Source organism: Roseobacter sp., from assembly GCF_045106495.1.
Classification (GTDB): domain Bacteria; phylum Pseudomonadota; class Alphaproteobacteria; order Rhodobacterales; family Rhodobacteraceae; genus Roseobacter.
The window spans coordinates 26074-43306 of record NZ_JBGCEQ010000026.1 but is presented as its reverse complement, the minus strand read 5'-3'; the positions used below and the strand labels follow the sequence as shown (position 1 = coordinate 43306).

Sequence of the window (17233 nt, the reverse complement as noted above, 5' to 3'; positions counted from 1 at the left end):
GCCAATGATGGAGGCATATTCTTCAAGAGAAACAGGGTCGGGAAAAACCGCATAGCGCGGTCAAGTTCTTTGGAGAAATCGTCGCATTCCAGCGGTTACTTGTTAGTGGCGACTCGCGCCATTGGGTTCCAGACGGCCACGAGCACCGCAATCGCATATTAGATAAGCGAAGGACCGAGAAGGACGCAGATGAAGAACCTGAAGGAAAACGCGTGCGGACTCTTCGGCAAACCTGATAACGGTTTTTTGGCCAGATTCAGCAAACTGTTCTCAATACGCTCGACATACCCCGGTGTAACCTATGGCCAGGAGAACAAGGCAAAAACCACGACAAACCAAATGGTTACGGCCCTCGCGGTCTCTAATCAATCGTAAGACGAAAAGAAATTGAACACTTGGAACCATTCGATGGGAACGAGTGGTTCAATAGCCAGAACTATCAAAAAACCAAGTACACGCAATCACAAGTTTCCAGATTCTACGTGCAAGACCGGTTTATTGATCCAGGAAACTCCGCAACTTTCGCGACCTACTGGGGTGCTTCAATTTCCGCAGCGCCTTTGCTTCGATCTGGCGGATGCGTTCGCGGGTCACGCTGAACTGCTGACCGACCTCTTCGAGCGTATGATCGGTGTTCATACCAATGCCGAATCGCATGCGCAGCACCCGTTCCTCGCGTGGCGTAAGCGAAGCCAATACGCGGGTTGTCGTCTCTTTGAGGTTCTCCTGAATGGCGCTGTCCAAAGGCAGCACTGCATTCTTGTCCTCAATGGAATCGGCGAGTTGGCTGTCGTCGTCGGCGCCAATGGGTGTCTCAAGGGGAGTCGGCTCTTTGGCGCGGTTCATCGCCTTGCGCACCTTCTCAAGCGGCATTTGCAGCTTTTCCGCCAATTCTTCCGGTGTCGGCTCGCGGCCAATTTCATGCAGCATCTGGCGGCCCGTGCGCACAAGCTTGTTGATCGTCTCGATCATGTGCACGGGAATCCGAATCGTGCGCGCCTGGTCCGCAATAGACCGGGTAATCGCCTGCCGAATCCACCAGGTCGCATAAGTGGAAAACTTGTACCCACGACGGTATTCGAATTTGTCCACCGCTTTCATCAGGCCGATATTACCTTCCTGAATGAGATCAAGGAATTGCAAGCCGCGGTTTGTGTATTTCTTGGCAATCGAAATCACCAAACGCAGGTTTGCCTCGACCATTTCCTTCTTGGCCTGGCGTGCTTCTTTCTCACCCTTTTGAACCTGTTGAACGATCCGGCGAAACTCGGAAATATCCAAACCGACATACTGCCCCACCTGGGCCATATCCGTGCGCAATTCTTCGACTTTTTCCGAAGAGCGTTCGATGAACATCTGCCAGCCTCGACCGGTCTTTTCGGCCATCCGCTCCATCCAGTTCGGGTCAAGCTCATAGCCCCGGTATTCACCCACGAATTCACGACGGTTGATGCGCGCCTGGTCAGCAAGTTTCACCATGGCGCTATCGATCTGCATGATCCGACGGTTGATACCATAGAGCTGGTCAATCAGGGCTTCGATACGGTTGTTGTGCAAGTGCAACTCATTTACCAACAACACAATTTCCGCGCGTAGTTTCTGGTATAGATCTTCATCGGCCTGGGTGAACGAACCATCCTCGTTCAGCGTTGCGGAGATCCGGCTGTCCTGCATTTCGCTGAGCTTGACGTAGTCATCGGCAATAATGTCCAGCGCTTCGAGAACCTGTGGTTTGAGCGCGGCCTCCATTGCAGCCAATGACATGTTGGCTTGATCGTCCTCGTCATCATCATCGTCCTGCGCAATTGGATTGCCATCCGCGTCCAGTTCGGGGCTGGCCTCCTCTTTCTTTTCCACCGTCCCATCTGCCGCCACAACGGGTTCATCAACGGCACCATCTTCATCCAGCTGATTGCCAAAAGTTGCTTCAAGATCGATGACATCCCGCAGCAAAATGTCTTCCGACAGAAGTTCATCACGCCAGATCGTGATCGCCTGAAAAGTCAGCGGACTTTCGCACAGACCCGCAATCATCGTGTTGCGACCCGCTTCGATGCGCTTGGCGATGGCAATTTCGCCTTCACGGCTCAAAAGCTCAACGGATCCCATTTCACGCAGGTACATGCGCACGGGATCATCGGTCCGGTCCAGCTTCTCAGAGGTCCCCGATCCCAGGATGACTTCGCGTGTCCCCTCTGTCGTGGTCAGCTCGGTGGATCCTTTAGCTTCCTCTTCTTCGGCGTCTTCGTCTTCGATGATGTTAATGCCCATTTCGGACAGCATCGACATGACGTCTTCGATTTGCTCGGAGCTCACCTGATCAGGGGGCAATACCGTGTTGAGCTGGTCGTATGTGATGTAACCCTTCTCGCGGGCTTCGCCGATCATCTTTTTTACGGCGGCCTGGCTCATGTCGAGCGAATGGCCTGCGTCCTGATCGTCCGGTTTTGCGTCGGTATTGCTATCTTTAGCGGCCATGCAGTGCTCCTAAGGGTCCCATCGATTCGCTCGCCCGAATCACCAGAGAATCATCTAGTGCTTTTGGGTGATTCGGCCACCCGTTTATCGTCTTTTTCTGCCGGTTTCCCGTTCAAATATGGTTAACTGTCCGGTTTGCGGTGTTTTATGGTGCTCAGCAGAGCGTCCAGAGCGCTTCGTTCTTCCCGACTGATTCGGGCGCCGTTTTCGCCTACGTCATATTCAGCCTTGTCTTCTTGCCCGCTTCTGCGTGCCTTTTCCGCCGTTCGTACGGCCTCCGACAATCGCCAGGTCAAACCTTCGTCCGCGACACCACTGAGGTCTTCTACAGCCTCTGCGATCTCTGCGTGCAAACCACGCGCAGTTTCTAACTTCGCCAGTTCTTCTGCCACAGTCATATATGCCTTTTCGACGTCCCCGGCCTTACGAATGCAAGGGACTACTGCGACATGGCGTTGCGTGAGCAGATTTTCAAGAGCCTCAGGTCCCATTGCCTCTGCAATTTTCAAACGCAAATCATCGGCACCCAAGTTCATGTGACGCAGCAATAAATTGCGCAATTCGGCGTGCATCGGATCTGCGCAACGCATCTGTTCAATGCCGGATTCGAATTGTTCGATCACCTCCGGGCAGGTCGCGAGAACTGCAAGGATCACAGCCTCGCGCAGATGATCCGCGCTGGCACCTTTTTCGGCTGCAGCCAACATGGATAACTTGGCTGTAGGTGTAGCCCCCAGTTTCGGACCAGCCCAAGGGCTTGAATTTCGTCCACGTTGGGTTTGTTTTGGCGCCCTTTGTGGGCGGAACAACTGCCATCGCAGGTCTTTGATTTCCTGGCCGTAGTGATTGCGGATGGACGGATCCTTGATCGTCATGATTTTTTCACGCAAGGCTTTGTCCAAGGCCGCTTTACGTTCCGGACTGTCAAAAACACGCCCATCTGTCTCGCGTTGCCAGAGCAGGCGCACCATCGGCAGCGCCTCATCCAGAAGTTTTTGAAAAGCCGCAGCGCCCTGCTCACGCAGAAGATCATCGGGATCTTTGCGCGCCGGCATGATCGCAAATCGCAAGGATTGCCCGGCTTCGACCAACGGCAACGCAAGGTCAATTAAACGCATTGCGGCACGCAGACCAGCAGTGTCCCCATCTAGCGCGATAATGGGCTCTGGAGCAATGCGCCAAAGCATCTGCAACTGGTTTTCTGTGATCGCCGTGCCCAAGGGGGCAACCGACGCTTCGAACCCTGCGGAGGTCAGTGCGATCACATCCATGTAGCCTTCCGCGACGATCAACGGTTGGCCTTTGCCAGCCGCCGTCCTCGCCGGGCCTTGATTGTAAAGGCTACGCCCCTTGTCAAAAAGCTCGGTCTCGGGCGAATTCAAATACTTCGCATTGTCATTAGGGTCCATCGCCCGGCCACCAAAAGCGATTGCCCGCCCCCGCGCGTCGCGAATAGGATAGATGATCCGACCCCGAAAGGTATCGTAGGGTTTGCCGCCCTTACTGGATGGTTTGGCAAGGCCTGCGTCCAGGATCAACTGGTCGTCGATACTTTTTGCTTTGAGATGATCCCAAAGACCCTGCCATTGGTCCGGCGCAAATCCAATTTCCCAACGTTCCAAAGCCTTCTCATCAAGCCCACGACGCCCCAGATACGACCGCGCCTCCGCTGCAGCACCGGTGTTCAGTTGCAATCGGAAGAAATTAACAGCTTGCTCCATGACATCCGTCAACAGGCTGCGTTTGTCGGCCTTTTGCTGAGCTTGCGGATCACGGGCTGGCATTGGCATACCAGCCTCGCGCGCCAGAATTTCGACCGCTTCCATAAAGCCGACATTTTCCGTTTCGCGCACAAAGGAAATGGCGTCGCCCTTGGCATGACAGCCAAAGCAATAATAAAACCCTTTACGGTCATCGACATGGAAACTGGCTGATTTTTCCTGATGAAACGGGCACGGCGCCCACATGTCCCCCTTGGCCTGATTTGATTTACGCTGGTCCCACATGACCTTGCGCCCAACCACCTGGGTCAGGCTCATTCGTGTGCGCAATTCGTCGAGAAATCCAGGCGGCAGGCTCATGCTACATATATCGGCGCAGCCTGTTTCAGAGTCCAGAGCCAGATCAGCGATTTAACGGTTTGGGCGTGGTGCCCAGACCCTATTGTTCCAATGCCATGCATTGCTCGCGCCACCACCCGGCAAGGTCCTCGTCACGCAATTCTCTGCGCTTCTTTTCATATATCGAAGGCGCAACGATGGGGATGATGTTGTTGTATTTTTCCGGCCAAGTCGCGTTTTCAGCTAAGACTTCCGGCAGTTTGCGTTCCGCGATCCGGTCCAGTCGGGCTTGTTTGATCGCCGCCACAACATCCGATTGATAGCGGCAGCTGATTTCTTTTTCGGTTTCGGCGAGCACAGGGACTGCGGTCATAGCAAGCGCGCAGGCCAAGGAAAATCGCAACATATCGGGTCTCCATAACGGTTGGGTCGCGACCACCTTACCCGCGCGCGGCGACCCCTTCCATAGCCTGTTTGAGATCATGCACCAAAGTGCCTGCCATGGCGCGAAAGACGAGGATCAGGAAGGTATCTGCATTGATGCGGGTGATGGACCCATTCAAGTGCATGATCTGAGAGCGGACGGTATGTCCGCGTTTGAAAGTGGCCAATCGCAGATCAACCGGTACCAGCCGCGCCAGGACATCCTCGGCGCCGTTGCCTGAAAGGGTCACGCATGCCCAGGCATCCGATTGATCGGCCAACGCGGCGTGGGTTTCCAGATCCGGGCTTGGAGCAGGACCGACCAGCAAAACCATTTCGCGCCCGAACCAAATTGCGCGCGCTTTTTCTTTGCCCGTTGTACGATTGGGTGCGGGCCAATCAAGGCCATGCGCCGATTGCAACGCGTCAGACACCTCATTCTGTTTGCCCAGATACGGGGATACAGATGTCAGTTGGCCCAAATCGACTTCTCTCAGTGTCATGGTACCAACCGAAACGGGCAAAAGCCCTTCGCAGGGAGTTTTTGCAATTAATTCAACCACGTGTCTTGCTCCCTTCAGGGTCCACGAAGACGGGCTCACATATCTCAACCTCGGTTTCGATACCGCGCAAGTGGTCGACGATGCGCACAACCTCTCCGACACGTTCGGGCCCACGTTTAACAAAGCCCAAACCGATGACATGGCCCAACGTCGGCGAATAGACGACCGATGTGACATAGCCCTGATCGTTCACGCGTATGGCCGCGTCGGAGCGGTTGAAAACATGCGCGCCCGCCGTAATCTCCTGGCTATGGTCGATGGTTTTGAAACCTACCAGTCGTTCGCGGCCCGGGTCGATCAGGCCTTCACGCGCGGCCATTGTCTGACCGATGCAGTCTTTCTTGGTACTGATCATCCGGGAAAATCCGATATCAAACGCCGTTGTTCGACCGTGAATTTCGGCATGGGTGATGTGCCCCTTTTCGATGCGCAGCACGTTGAGCGCCTCCATGCCGTAGGCGCCACCCTCTAAGATTTCGGCCCGTGCAACCAAGAGCTTGAAAAGGCTCTCGCCATAGCGAGCGGGCACCGCCACCTCATAGGCATGCTCACCGGAAAAGGAGATGCGAAAGAGCCGCCCCGCCACTCCGGCGATCTTCACCGCTCCGCAAGCCATGAAAGGCCAGGTCTCGTTGTCTACAGGCGTGGTCAAAAGATCATTCAAAAGGTCCCGTGCTTTTGGACCAGCCACGGCGAATTGCGCCCATTGCTCGGTCACGGAAGCCACGCGCACGTTGAATTCGGGCCTCAGGGCCTGCAGGACAAATTCCAAATGGCGCATCACCGGGCCCGCCGCTGCAGTGGTCGTGGTCATCACGAAGTGATCCAAGCCCAGTCGAGCGGTGGTGCCGTCGTCCATTACATGACCGTCTTCGCGCAGCATTAATCCGTAGCGTACACGCCCGACTTTCAAAGTCGAAAATGTATTGGTGTAAACGAAATCCAGAAACGCACCGGCATCTGGCCCCTGAATGTCGATTTTGCCCAAAGTAGAAACATCGCAAACACCAACGGCATTTCGCACATGGCCGACCTCGCGGTCACAGGATTGCCGCCAGGTGGTTTCGTCGCCGCGCGGAAAATAGCTGGGGCGATACCATAACCCGGCCTCTATCATCGGCGCACCCATCTCCAGGCTGGCCTGATGCGATGTGGTGTAGCGCTGAGGCGCAAAACCAGCACCCTGCGCGCCCGCGCCCATGGCCGCGATAGATACGGGGGCATAGGGGGGGCGGAAGGTTGTCGTACCCGTTTGCGGAATGCCCCGTCCGGTTGCATCCGCCAGTACAGCCAATGCTGCAACATTGGAATTCTTGCCTTGATCTGTGGCCATGCCCTGCGTTGTGTACCGTTTCATATGCTCAACGGAACGAAAATTTTCGACAGCGGCCTGCTTGATGTCTTTCACTGTCACATCGTTCTGAAAATCAAGCCACGCCCGCCCCTTGCCAGGCACGGCCCAAAGCGGTGAAAGGCCATAGGTGCCGCCCTCAGCTTGAGGCAGGACCACACGGCGCGTTTTGATACCCAGCGCTTTCAAAACTGTCTTGGCTGCATCCGCGCCACTGGCCAGACAGTCTGCGGTGCTGAACGCCCCGTTGCAGGCACCTGCTGCGACAAGACCCGGTATGCTTCCGGGAGTCGGCACGAAACTTGCAATGTCCTCGCGCCATTGCGGACGCCCATTCATATGGCAGGTGAGGTGTACTGTCGGGTTCCAACCGCCTGACATGGCAAGGCAATCCGCCTCAATATTATGCTCCCCACGTGCCCCCTGTACGGTCACCGACGTCAGCCCAAGCCGCCCCGAACTGCCGCTCACAACCGAACCTGCATAGACCGGGTATTTCGCATCGAGTACATAGGCTTCCGGGCGGCTGTCGATCAAGGCGGCGACCTCAACGCCCGATGTGGTCAGATCGTTTGCGGTACGGTGAGCATCGTCATTGTTGCCAAATACCACAACGCGCTGTCCCGGGCTGACCCCCCAACGGTTAAGATAGGCGCGCACGGCACTGGCAGTCATGATGCCGGGTCGGTCGTTGTTCTCGAAGGCAACGGGCCGCTCCAAGGCACCAGCTGCCAGAATCGCATGTTTGGTGGAAATGCGCCAAAAGGTTTCCAATACCGCACCTGTTTCCCGATCGCCGCGATGCGCACTGACGCGTTCCAGAGCGCCAAATGTCCCCTGGTCATAAGCCCCGGTGACGGTCGTACGTGTCATCAATCGCACGTTGTCCATGCTTTCGAGTTCTGCCACGACGGTCGCGGCCCAATTGCCGCCGGGCGCACCATCAATTTCGAATGTTTCAGCGTTGAGACGCCCACCCAAAATGCTGTCTTCATCCACCAGCAGGACATCCGCACCGGCGCGCCCCGCGATGAGTGCGGCCATCAACCCCGTTGGCCCTGCTCCAATCACCAAGAGATCACAAAACGCATAGGCGCGTTCGTAATTATCAGGGTTGTGCGCTCCGCTCAGCCCACCAAGCCCGGCAGCGCGGCGAATGATGGGCTCGTAGAGCTTTTCCCAGAACCCACGTGGCCACATGAAGGTTTTGTAATAGAAACCAGCTCCCAAGAAAGGCCAGACCAGATCGTTGACGCTCATCACATCGTGCTTCAGCGACGGCCAAGCGTTTTGCGAGCTTACGGTCAAACCGTCGTAGATTTCTTGAACCGTCGCACGTACATTCGGTTCCTGAGCAGCGCCGCGCCCCAATGTGATCAACGCGTTGGGTTCTTCACTGCCAGCTGTCAAGACCCCACGCGGACGGTGATACTTGAACGACCGGCCCATCAGACGCTGACCTTTGGCCAGCAGCGCCGAGGCGACAGTATCTCCTGCGAAACCGGTAAACGCGATATCATCAAACTGAAAACGAACCGGTTTGGTCCGATCAATCAGACCTTTACCATCCAACCTCATGGCCGTTCTCTCGCTTCATTTTGGGCCAGTGCCGTGGTCAGCACGTCATGCGTTGCGGTATTGCGGGTCACAACAATCCACGCGCCACACCCCCCCTCATGCTGCCAAAGATCGCGCGTTTCGCCCGCAGGATTATCGCGCAAATGCACATAGTCTGCCCAGGCATCATCGCCTGCGTCCGGGGCGGGACGACGCAAAGCCACCGCGTCGCCCTGATAGTAAAACTCACGGCGATCGCGTTCACCGCAGATCGGACAGGTCAACCGCATCTCACGATCCCTTGTTTCTTTTGGTAATTTTCTTTCATGCGCTGCAAGATCATCTCATGCTCCGATCAATGCAGGTTGTGTTGAGAGCCGGTGCCCTCTTCATCAATCAACCCGCGGCCGGTGCGAAATCGGTCAAGACGAAACCCTGCCGCCGTTTCGCGACTTTGTCCCGTCGCCATCAGATGCGCCAATGCATATCCGGACCCCGGCACCGCTTTGAAACCGCCATAACACCAGCCACAATCAATGAACAAACCTTGCGTATCTGTCTTGTCGATGATTGGCGATCCGTCCGGTGTCATGTCCATGATCCCACCCCAACTACGCAGAACCTTGGCCTTCCCAATCATTGGCATCAGAGTCATGCCAGCCTCCATCACGTGCTCGGCCATCGGCAAATTGCCCCGCTGCGCATAAGACGCGTAAAAATCAAGGTCCCCGCCAAAAACCAGCCCGCCCTTGTCGGATTGACTGATGTAGAAGTGGCCCATGCCAAAACTCACCACGTGATCGATGCAGGGTTTCAGCCCTTCGGTCACAAAGGCTTGCAGTATGTGGCTCTCAATAGGCAGCCTCATGCCAGCCATCGCGGCGACCTGCCCGGAACGACCCGCCGTGACAATTGCGATTTTCTTTGCTTTGATCGCCCCGCGCGTGGTTTGGACTCCCTTGGCGACGCCATTCTCAATGTCAATTCCGGTCACTTCGCAATTCTGCAAAAGGTCAACACCCCGCCGGTCTGCCCCGCGCGCAAAACCCCAGGCCACGGCATCATGGCGCGCTGTTCCCCCGCGCGGATGCAGCAGGCCACCGTAGATCGGAAACCGGACGTTTTCAAAATCCAGATAAGGCAAGTGTTTGCGCACGCCCTCCCGGTCGAGAAGGATTGCATCGTCGCCCTGATTGATCATCGCATTCCCGCGGCGCACAAACGCGTCACGCTGACCATCCGAGTGGAACAGGTTGATCAGCCCGCGCTGCGAATGCATGACGTTATAATTCAGGTCCTCCTCAAGACCCTCCCAAAGTCGCAGCGAATGGCTGTAGAATTCAGAGTTGCCCGGCAAAAAATAGTTTGCGCGCACGATCGTCGTGTTGCGCCCGACGTTGCCGCCGCCGATGTAACCTTTTTCCAACACAGCAATATTTGACATGCCATGGTTCTTTGCCAGGTAATACGCCGTCGAAAGCCCGTGCCCGCCGCCGCCGATAATAACGGCGTCGTATTCCGCTTTTGGTTCCGGATCGCGCCAGTGAGGTGCCCAGCCGTTGTTGCCGGTAAGGCCTTCTTTCAGAACGCGTAGACCCGAGAATTTCACGACGCAAGCTCCCTGCTTTTGGCGCGAGACTAGCAACACAGTCGAGAGGATTCCATGGCGGTTTCCGACCGATTGTGTCGCGGAAGGACTGTTCTGCGCCTGTGTAGTGCCCTACTCCCGGTAAGCTGCTTCCCGCTCTGCAGCACTTGCGATCTGGGGTTGTGCCACGGGGCTGCCATCGGGCGTGAAAAATGGGCCCTGACGCGCTGTTCCAGACAAATATGCAGACATCGACCGCTTGATCAAAGAGCCCAACATGCGGGCCAATCCTTTGTCCTTTCGCGGACGCCCGCTCCCGGGTAGCGCCATTTTTGTGAAGCCTAATGTAACCACGGGCCCAAAGGCATTTGTGCTTTCAAAAAGCGGGCACCACATTCCCGCCATAGGAACTTTGGACGTTCCGACCGTATTGGCAAGCGGCGTCCTGCAACATGACGCATACCATCGGTGCAAACCCTTTTCGGAAAACCGCAAACAAGCGATGTGCTCCGCGCCCTCAGCAATCTCGATCTTGGCGGGAAGAACCTGCACCAGCGGACTGCCGCCGTACGGCTCGAGTGCATCCAGCCTGCCCATGTGTCGGGCAAATGCACGGCAATCCTTACAGTAGCAGATCAAATGGCATCCGGTCGCGGGCGAAGCGTCATGCAAAACACCCTTGAGCGCACCGCAACCACATGAAAATTTGACGTTTTCTGCCATAGCACCCACCCGCATTCACGCCCAGTAATCCGCGATGCACAGGCGCGCGACGCGGATTTCAATACGAGCATTAGTAGAAGGGAGGCTCTGTGTTCACAACCCTTTCGCGCGGTAACTGGCGGCAACCTTTTCGATCGCAACCAAATAGGCCGCGGTGCGCAGGTCGCTCACATCATCGCGCGCATGCCAAACTTCGGCCATGGACTGATACGCAATACGCATTGTGTCATCGAGACCGGAACGCACCAGTTCGAGTTCACCCGCACCGCGCAGGTATTGCTCCTTGAACCCTGGACTCAGGGTCCAACCCAGACCTTTGTCCGTGCTCAAACGCTCCAGTTCATCAAGCAACAACTGGTGACGCGACTCTTCCTGGCGCCGACCCATCCGACCAAAGCGAATGTGACTGAGGTTCTTGACCCATTCGAAATAGCTCACGGTCACACCGCCAGCATTGGCATACATATCCGGGATCATGACCACGCCTTTTTCACGCAGAACTTGGTCCGCCCCTGCTGTGACTGGACCGTTCGCCGCTTCAATGATCAACGGCGCTTTGATGCGATCGGCGTTTTGGAGGTTGATCACGCCTTCCAAGGCAGCCGGGATCAAAATGTCGCAGTCTTCTTCAAGAACCTGCGCCCCATCTTTCACGTGATGCATATCGGAATAGCCGGAAATGCCGCCATGTTTGGCGATCCATTCTCGCACACGCTCCACGTCCAGACCCTCCGTATTGAAGAGGGCACCGTCGCGCTCGATGATCCCGATGATCTTGCAGCCATCCTCTTCGCCCAGAAACTTGGCGGCGTGATATCCGACATTGCCAAGGCCCTGCACGATCACACGTTTGCCATCCAGATCGCCGCTCATCCCGGCCTTTTTGACACCTTCGTCGTCGCGGAAGAATGCACGCAACGCATATTGAACCCCGCGGCCTGTTGCCTCCACCCGGCCCGCGATCCCACCAGCATTTGGCGGTTTGCCTGTTACACATGCGTTGCCATTTATGTCGGTAGTGTGCATCCGCTTGTATTGATCCGCGATCCAAGCCATTTCGCGTTCTCCGGTGCCCATGTCCGGTGCTGGCACGTTTTGGCTGGGGTTGATCAGGTCTCGCTTGATCAGCTCATAGGCGAAACGTCGAGTGATTTGTTCCATTTCATGGTCGTCATACTCACGTGGATCAACACAAAGGCCGCCTTTGGAACCGCCAAAGGGAGCCTCAACCAAGGCACATTTATAGGTCATCAAAGCCGCCAACGCCTCGACCTCATCCTGATTGACGCCCAGTGAGAACCGGATACCACCCTTCACAGGCTCCATGTGCTCGGAGTGCACAGCGCGATATCCTGTGAAGGTCTGAATTTTCCCGCGCAGCCGCACTCCGAAGCGCACGGTGTACGTTGCGTTGCAGACGCGGATTTTTTCTTCCAGACCAGGCGATAGATCCATCAGGCCGACGGCCCGATTAAACATCTGGTCAACGCTTTCTCTGAAACTTGGTTCGTTGCTGTGCTGGTTCAAAGTATTTCTCCTGCTGGAACGTCATTGTCCTGAAATTGGAAACAATCTCACCCTATGACGGTGAGTCGTTCATTGCCAGTTTTTTGGGCAGGGTGTGAAAAAGAGATGAACAACGCTGAATTTTCTTTGTTTTTCATAGAGAAACAACGCGCAGACTCGGCGCGTGTCGCTCTCGTGAAAAAATCCTACAAGGTTGGAAACTAGATAGATCTTTAGTTATTTTCGCGATCCCGATGCGTTTTCGCCCGCATTTCGCCACAAAATTTGTGGATACCCATAGGCCAGAAGTCGTTCGTCGAGAGGCAACGCTCCGCAACAAGTTGGTATTCATATGAAACGTTTTTCGCAGGAAAGCCCAAGTCTCAGATCACTGGCGCGCGCAAGGCTAGTCAGATTTTCGCGCGAAGAAGACGGTGTGCTGACGTTCTTTACAATATTCATGCTGTTCATGTTGTTGATGGTTTGTGGCATCGCCGTCGACCTGATGCGCAACGAAATGGAACGCGTAAAGGTTCAGAATACATTGGACCGGGCCATTGTGGCTGCGGCGGATTTACAACAAGTGTTGAAACCTGAAGATGTCGTCAAAGACTATTTCGAAAAAGCCGGGATCGAAGAATACCTTGGCGACATTGTGGTAACGCCGGGTGATAACCTGCCAACAAACTACTTCCGTACCGTTCAGGCCAATGCCCGCGCGCGTACATCTTCGCCCTACATGGCAATGACAGGTGTGGACAGTCTGCCGCTTTATGTGTCCGGAATGGCGGAAGAGGTCGTGAGCAATCTGGAGATCTCACTGGTTCTCGATGTCTCTGGCTCCATGAACAACAACAGCCGCCTAACGAACCTCAAAATTGCCGCCAAGGATTTTGTGGATCAGATCGCCAACAACAGCCAGGACGGCCGCATGGCGATTTCGATCATCCCCTACGCAACACAGGTTTCTGTTCCCGACAACGTCGCCGACGCTTTTGATCTCGAAGGGGTCAACGATTATTCGAACTGTATCAACTTTACGGCGGATGACTTTGAAACAACCGGAATGCGCGTGCCGTCTCCTCTCCCGGGCGCACCTGAATTGACGCCCTACGAGCGCACCATGCACTTTGACCCTTGGCAAAGCAGTTTTAACGGTCGCGAGTACAACCCAATCAGATTGGTTCAAAGACCTGTTTGCGAAGAAGATTCCAAGCGTGAAATACTTGTCTTGCAAAAAGACCGGGATGTTTTGAAAAACTACATCGAGGCCTTGACGGCGCGTGGCAACACATCAATCGATATTGGTATGAAGTGGGGTGCGGCACTGCTGGATCAGACCATGCAACCCGTCATTGACGCTCTGATTGACGATGGCACCGTGTCAGATCAGTTTGATCCACGCCCGGCACCATATAACTCTGACGAATACCTCAAAGTAATCGTTCTGATGACGGATGGCGCCAATACGAGCCAATATTACATCCCGAACACCAACCAAATAAACTATCGCGAAGGCCTGACGGATATCTGGTGGAACGATGAAGAAGAAACTTATTCCACGTATGATGCGAACAACCAAAGGTTCTACTATTCAAAACATTTCGATACGAACGGCGATGGGAATGTATCGAACAACGACCGCTGGGGCATTCAACCCTACGGCTGCGCCAATCCATCCGCCTCACTAGATCAGGAAGACTGGGATTGCGGCCCGGACGCTGAAAACGGCGGTGCCACCAGACTTACTTTCCCCGAACTTTGGGCACATACGCCAATCAAGACAAACTACAATCTGAACTACAGTCCTTGGCTATCCGGCGCTTACAATACCTGGCGCAACAATATTCGCAAAAGCGTCAATGCGTCCACCAAAGACAGCCGGTCTCAGGACATTTGTGACGAAGCCAAAGCCGCAGGCGTGATTGTCTTCGCCATTGGTTTCGAGGCTCAAGAAGGCGGAAAAGCCGTGTTGAAAAACTGCGCCAGCTCGGCAAGCCACTATTTCGACGTGAATGGGTTGGAGATCGCTGATGCCTTTACCGCCATTGCTCATGAAATTACCCAATTGAGGCTCACACAATGATACGGCGCGTTTTCAAACATCTGGTACGTTTCCGCCGTGACGAAGACGGGCAACTTGCCATCGAATTTGTCATCCTTGTGCCGTTGATCTTCACCATTTTCCTGTCGTCGATCGAATTGGGCATCTACTCAATGCGTCAGATGTGGATGGAGCGCGGACTGGAAATCGCTGTCCGCACTGTCAGACTGAGTACCGGCAATGCGCCCCAGCATGACGATTTGAAACAGTTGGTGTGCGATCAGGCTCCTTTTCTGCCTGATTGCGTCAACCGGTTGAAACTGGAAATGACGCCAGTCTCCCCGCTTGCTTTTGCCGGGCTTCCGCAAAGCGCCGACTGCGTGGATACACAACAACAAGTCAATCCGCCTCGTACATTCGTGCAGGGTGGTAATCACGACTTGATGCTGATCCGCGCGTGTCTGGTTTTTGATCCTGTCATCCCGACGACCGGTCTGGGATTCGAATTCGATCAACAAGAGGGTTTGCCTCGTATGGTTGCCATGTCTGCCTTTGTACAGGAGCCAAACCAATGACTTCATATCTCAAAGCAGCACAAGCCCGGCTGATGGAATTCGCTCAGCGAGAAGATGGCAATGTGACTTTGGAATTTGTCATCGTTTGCCCGTTGATGTTCTGGACGCATTTGGCGATGTACACCTACTTTGATGCCTTCCGGGAACAGACAATCAATCAGAAAGCGGCCTTTACGGTTGCAGATCTGATTTCTCGTCAAGCGGCGGTCAACGCAGCTTTTATCGACGGATCTCATGCCGCTTTTGACACATTGGTGCGCTCAAACAGTGATACTTCCATTCGTGTCACAAGCGTTGAATATGACCAGGACGAGGACGAGTATACTGTGCTCTGGTCTCAAGCCCGCGGTGACTTTCCAACCCTGACATCAGATGACCTACAAAACGGGCAGAACTACTTGCCGGTTATGTATGATACCGCGACAGTCATTGTAGTAGAAACCGCATCAGAGTTCGTACCCGCCTTCAACATCGGCTTGTCACCCAGAACTTTTACCAATTTCACCTTCACGCGACCACGGTATTCCCCCAAGGTTGAATGGGAACCAAACATCTCCTGACTCGCGCTACGCCGAACCCTCACGTTCGGCGAGCATCACGGCAATAATCTCGGACATGTACTTGGTCTGACGCCCCGGCGTCATGCCACCGATACCGACTCTGCGCCCGACCCGCCACCAAAGTCCCGGGCGCCATTGTCGCTTGGCAGGGTTGTTCAAACGTAGCAAAAAGCCATTAGACGGCTTGAAGGCGAAGGTGCCACGGTCAATCGAGGCAACTTCTTCCATATAAGCGATTACCATTCCGCCGCTGTCACGCAGTTCCGTTTTGGTCAATTCAAGCCGGAATGCGGTCGAGCGGCGCATGGCATCCGCCATCATCAAAGCTATCACACCCAGAGCAATGAGAAAAACCCGCCATCCAAGCGACGGTGGCGAGACAAACGCAACATAAATGACCAGCACACCCAAAAAGCCAAGCATGCCGATACCCAGAAACCGCCGCCCGCTGGAGGCGGCCACTGTGGCGAGTATTTCTGTATCGGAAGATTCTTGCATCCGGCTCTGACCTTCGTTTGGTACCTGAGCCTCCTACCCCGCGGCGCGCCAAGGTCACAAGCTCAAAAGCACCGCGCTTAGGTTCAATCCTCACGCAACAGGCCAGGCATGAGACGAAACAAACTGCCCGGACGATACGAAGATACGGTGGCCAAACGCAGCCGCACGCTGTCATCCAGATCACGCGCCCGCTTTGGCCCGGCGCGCCATTTCACCAGCCAGATAAAAATCAGGTAGATGACACTTCTGTCGTCGATTTCGTCGGTTTGAGCACCAGGATTTACTTTGGCCTGCGGGATCGTCAAACCCGGCTTGAGCATTAGACCCTTTGATGCTGCCCCTTCCCAGATCCACGACAAGGTGATCTCGCTCAGCGCGCGGGTCTGTGCCGTGCCGCCGACAATACCGTGATCGCCAACAAACCACTTTTGCTGATACGCCCGCTCCGACGTATCATCGCCTCTGTTCAAACCTGGATTTTCGTCGCTGCCATCCAAATTGTCCCACAGGCTGGGCGCAAAGAGCGCGCGGCGTTCATCCAATGCTACAGCGTGACGCGCCGATTCGACCAGATGGGTCAAAGTGGTGTCGTGAAATTTGTACTGTGCGTTCCACAAATCGGCGATGCGGCCAAAGAGGGCATTGGGAATGCCCAAAGCGCCGACCGTGTCCCATATTCCCAGATAGGCAATCCGCACGAGACAACTGTCGTCCTGTCGCTCCAAGACATCCGCCTGACTGGTAGCGAACCTGGGTGACAGCTTGCGGCGCGCTGCGCGAATATGAGGCGCGTCCGGTTTGTTTTTCGAACCGCGCGTTCTGTATAGACGAAACGCACGGTTCACGTTGGTAGCCGTAGGATCATTCAAAATCCCACATTTTCGGATCATTCCCACCAAGGATCGCGCCGTGTAAGCGCCGCGGGAGTACCCGAAAATCAGGATCTTATCGCCAGGCTGATAGGTTTTGCACAGCTCCGCATAAGCCGCTTTGATGTTGCGGTTGAGCCCCCAACCAAACAGACCCCCGCCCATTTTGCCGATCCAACGGCCAATCTTGCTGATCGTCCCGATACCTGTACCAACGCCCTCGAAATACAGTACCTTTTGCATTTTACTGCGTGCGCAGGCCGACGACAGCCGCAACACATGGGTACCATGTGCCATTTGCGCCGAATTCCAGGTGCCGTCGCAGAAAATCGCGATGTGAGCCATTTGCCAATCCCCTTTTCCGCTCTAGAAAAGCACAAGGATCATCGCAGGCGCTTAATGCAGCGTTCGGTGCATTTGCAGCAACGGGCAAAGGAA

General features: G+C 55.1%; 14 protein-coding genes. 3 read left to right on the top strand and 11 right to left on the bottom strand.

Annotated elements, in window-relative coordinates:
- Window positions 1-495: 495 nt before the first annotated feature.
- From rpoD to AB8B75_RS16525, 9 genes are all read right to left on the bottom strand, one after another.
- A complete protein-coding gene (gene rpoD, locus AB8B75_RS16565; protein ID WP_405363900.1) occupies window positions 496-2478 on the bottom strand; it encodes an RNA polymerase sigma factor RpoD in 1983 nt (660 codons plus the stop codon).
- A gap of 122 nt (window positions 2479-2600) precedes the next feature.
- Window positions 2601-4559: a DNA primase gene (gene dnaG / locus AB8B75_RS16560; protein WP_405363899.1), complete on the bottom strand. Its 1959-nt coding sequence runs from the start codon at window positions 4557-4559 to the stop codon at window positions 2601-2603.
- A 79-nt stretch (window positions 4560-4638) separates the two neighbouring features.
- Window positions 4639-4944, bottom strand: a complete 306-nt coding sequence (locus AB8B75_RS16555; RefSeq protein WP_405363897.1) for a hypothetical protein — start codon at window positions 4942-4944, stop codon at window positions 4639-4641.
- A gap of 34 nt (window positions 4945-4978) precedes the next feature.
- Complete coding sequence (locus tag AB8B75_RS16550) at window positions 4979-5524, bottom strand: sarcosine oxidase subunit gamma (protein WP_405363895.1); 546 nt, start codon at window positions 5522-5524, stop codon at window positions 4979-4981.
- Window positions 5517-8453, bottom strand: coding sequence for a sarcosine oxidase subunit alpha family protein (locus AB8B75_RS16545; RefSeq protein WP_405363893.1), 2937 nt, complete (start codon window positions 8451-8453; stop codon window positions 5517-5519). Before AB8B75_RS16545 ends, AB8B75_RS16550 begins: the two co-directional genes overlap by 8 nt.
- Window positions 8450-8722 (bottom strand): sarcosine oxidase subunit delta, encoded by a 273-nt coding sequence (locus tag AB8B75_RS16540; protein ID WP_405363892.1) that lies wholly within the window; start codon window positions 8720-8722, stop codon window positions 8450-8452. Before AB8B75_RS16540 ends, AB8B75_RS16545 begins: the two co-directional genes overlap by 4 nt.
- A gap of 65 nt (window positions 8723-8787) precedes the next feature.
- The gene (locus tag AB8B75_RS16535) at window positions 8788-10041 is read right to left on the bottom strand and encodes a sarcosine oxidase subunit beta family protein (RefSeq protein ID WP_405363890.1); all 1254 of its coding nucleotides are present in this window, start codon (window positions 10039-10041) and stop codon (window positions 8788-8790) included.
- Window positions 10042-10152: 111 nt separating this feature from the next.
- A complete protein-coding gene (locus tag AB8B75_RS16530) occupies window positions 10153-10743 on the bottom strand; it encodes a DUF6151 family protein (protein ID WP_405363888.1) in 591 nt (196 codons plus the stop codon).
- 93 nt (window positions 10744-10836) lie between these two features.
- Complete coding sequence (locus tag AB8B75_RS16525; protein ID WP_405363979.1) at window positions 10837-12222, bottom strand: Glu/Leu/Phe/Val dehydrogenase; 1386 nt, start codon at window positions 12220-12222, stop codon at window positions 10837-10839.
- Window positions 12223-12601: 379 nt separating this feature from the next.
- Between AB8B75_RS16525 and AB8B75_RS16520 the strand changes: the two genes are divergently transcribed.
- The 3 genes from AB8B75_RS16520 to AB8B75_RS16510 are packed head-to-tail and all read left to right on the top strand — an operon-like array spanning window position 12602 to window position 15428.
- Window positions 12602-14335 (top strand): pilus assembly protein TadG-related protein, encoded by a 1734-nt coding sequence (locus tag AB8B75_RS16520; protein WP_405363886.1) that lies wholly within the window; start codon window positions 12602-12604, stop codon window positions 14333-14335.
- The gene (locus AB8B75_RS16515; protein WP_405363885.1) at window positions 14332-14868 is read left to right on the top strand and encodes a TadE/TadG family type IV pilus assembly protein; all 537 of its coding nucleotides are present in this window, start codon (window positions 14332-14334) and stop codon (window positions 14866-14868) included. Before AB8B75_RS16520 ends, AB8B75_RS16515 begins: the two co-directional genes overlap by 4 nt.
- Entirely contained in the window at window positions 14865-15428 is a 564-nt protein-coding gene (locus AB8B75_RS16510) for a TadE/TadG family type IV pilus assembly protein (RefSeq protein ID WP_405363883.1), read from the top strand. The genes AB8B75_RS16515 and AB8B75_RS16510 overlap by 4 nt, the downstream gene beginning before the upstream one ends.
- 6 nt (window positions 15429-15434) lie before the next feature.
- Here AB8B75_RS16510 and AB8B75_RS16505 read toward each other — a convergent pair whose 3' ends face one another.
- Window positions 15435-15926, bottom strand: a complete 492-nt coding sequence (locus AB8B75_RS16505) for a hypothetical protein (RefSeq protein WP_405363882.1) — start codon at window positions 15924-15926, stop codon at window positions 15435-15437.
- Window positions 15927-16009: 83 nt separating this feature from the next.
- A complete protein-coding gene (locus AB8B75_RS16500) occupies window positions 16010-17140 on the bottom strand; it encodes a DUF2235 domain-containing protein (protein WP_405363881.1) in 1131 nt (376 codons plus the stop codon).
- Window positions 17141-17233 lie beyond the last annotated feature (93 nt).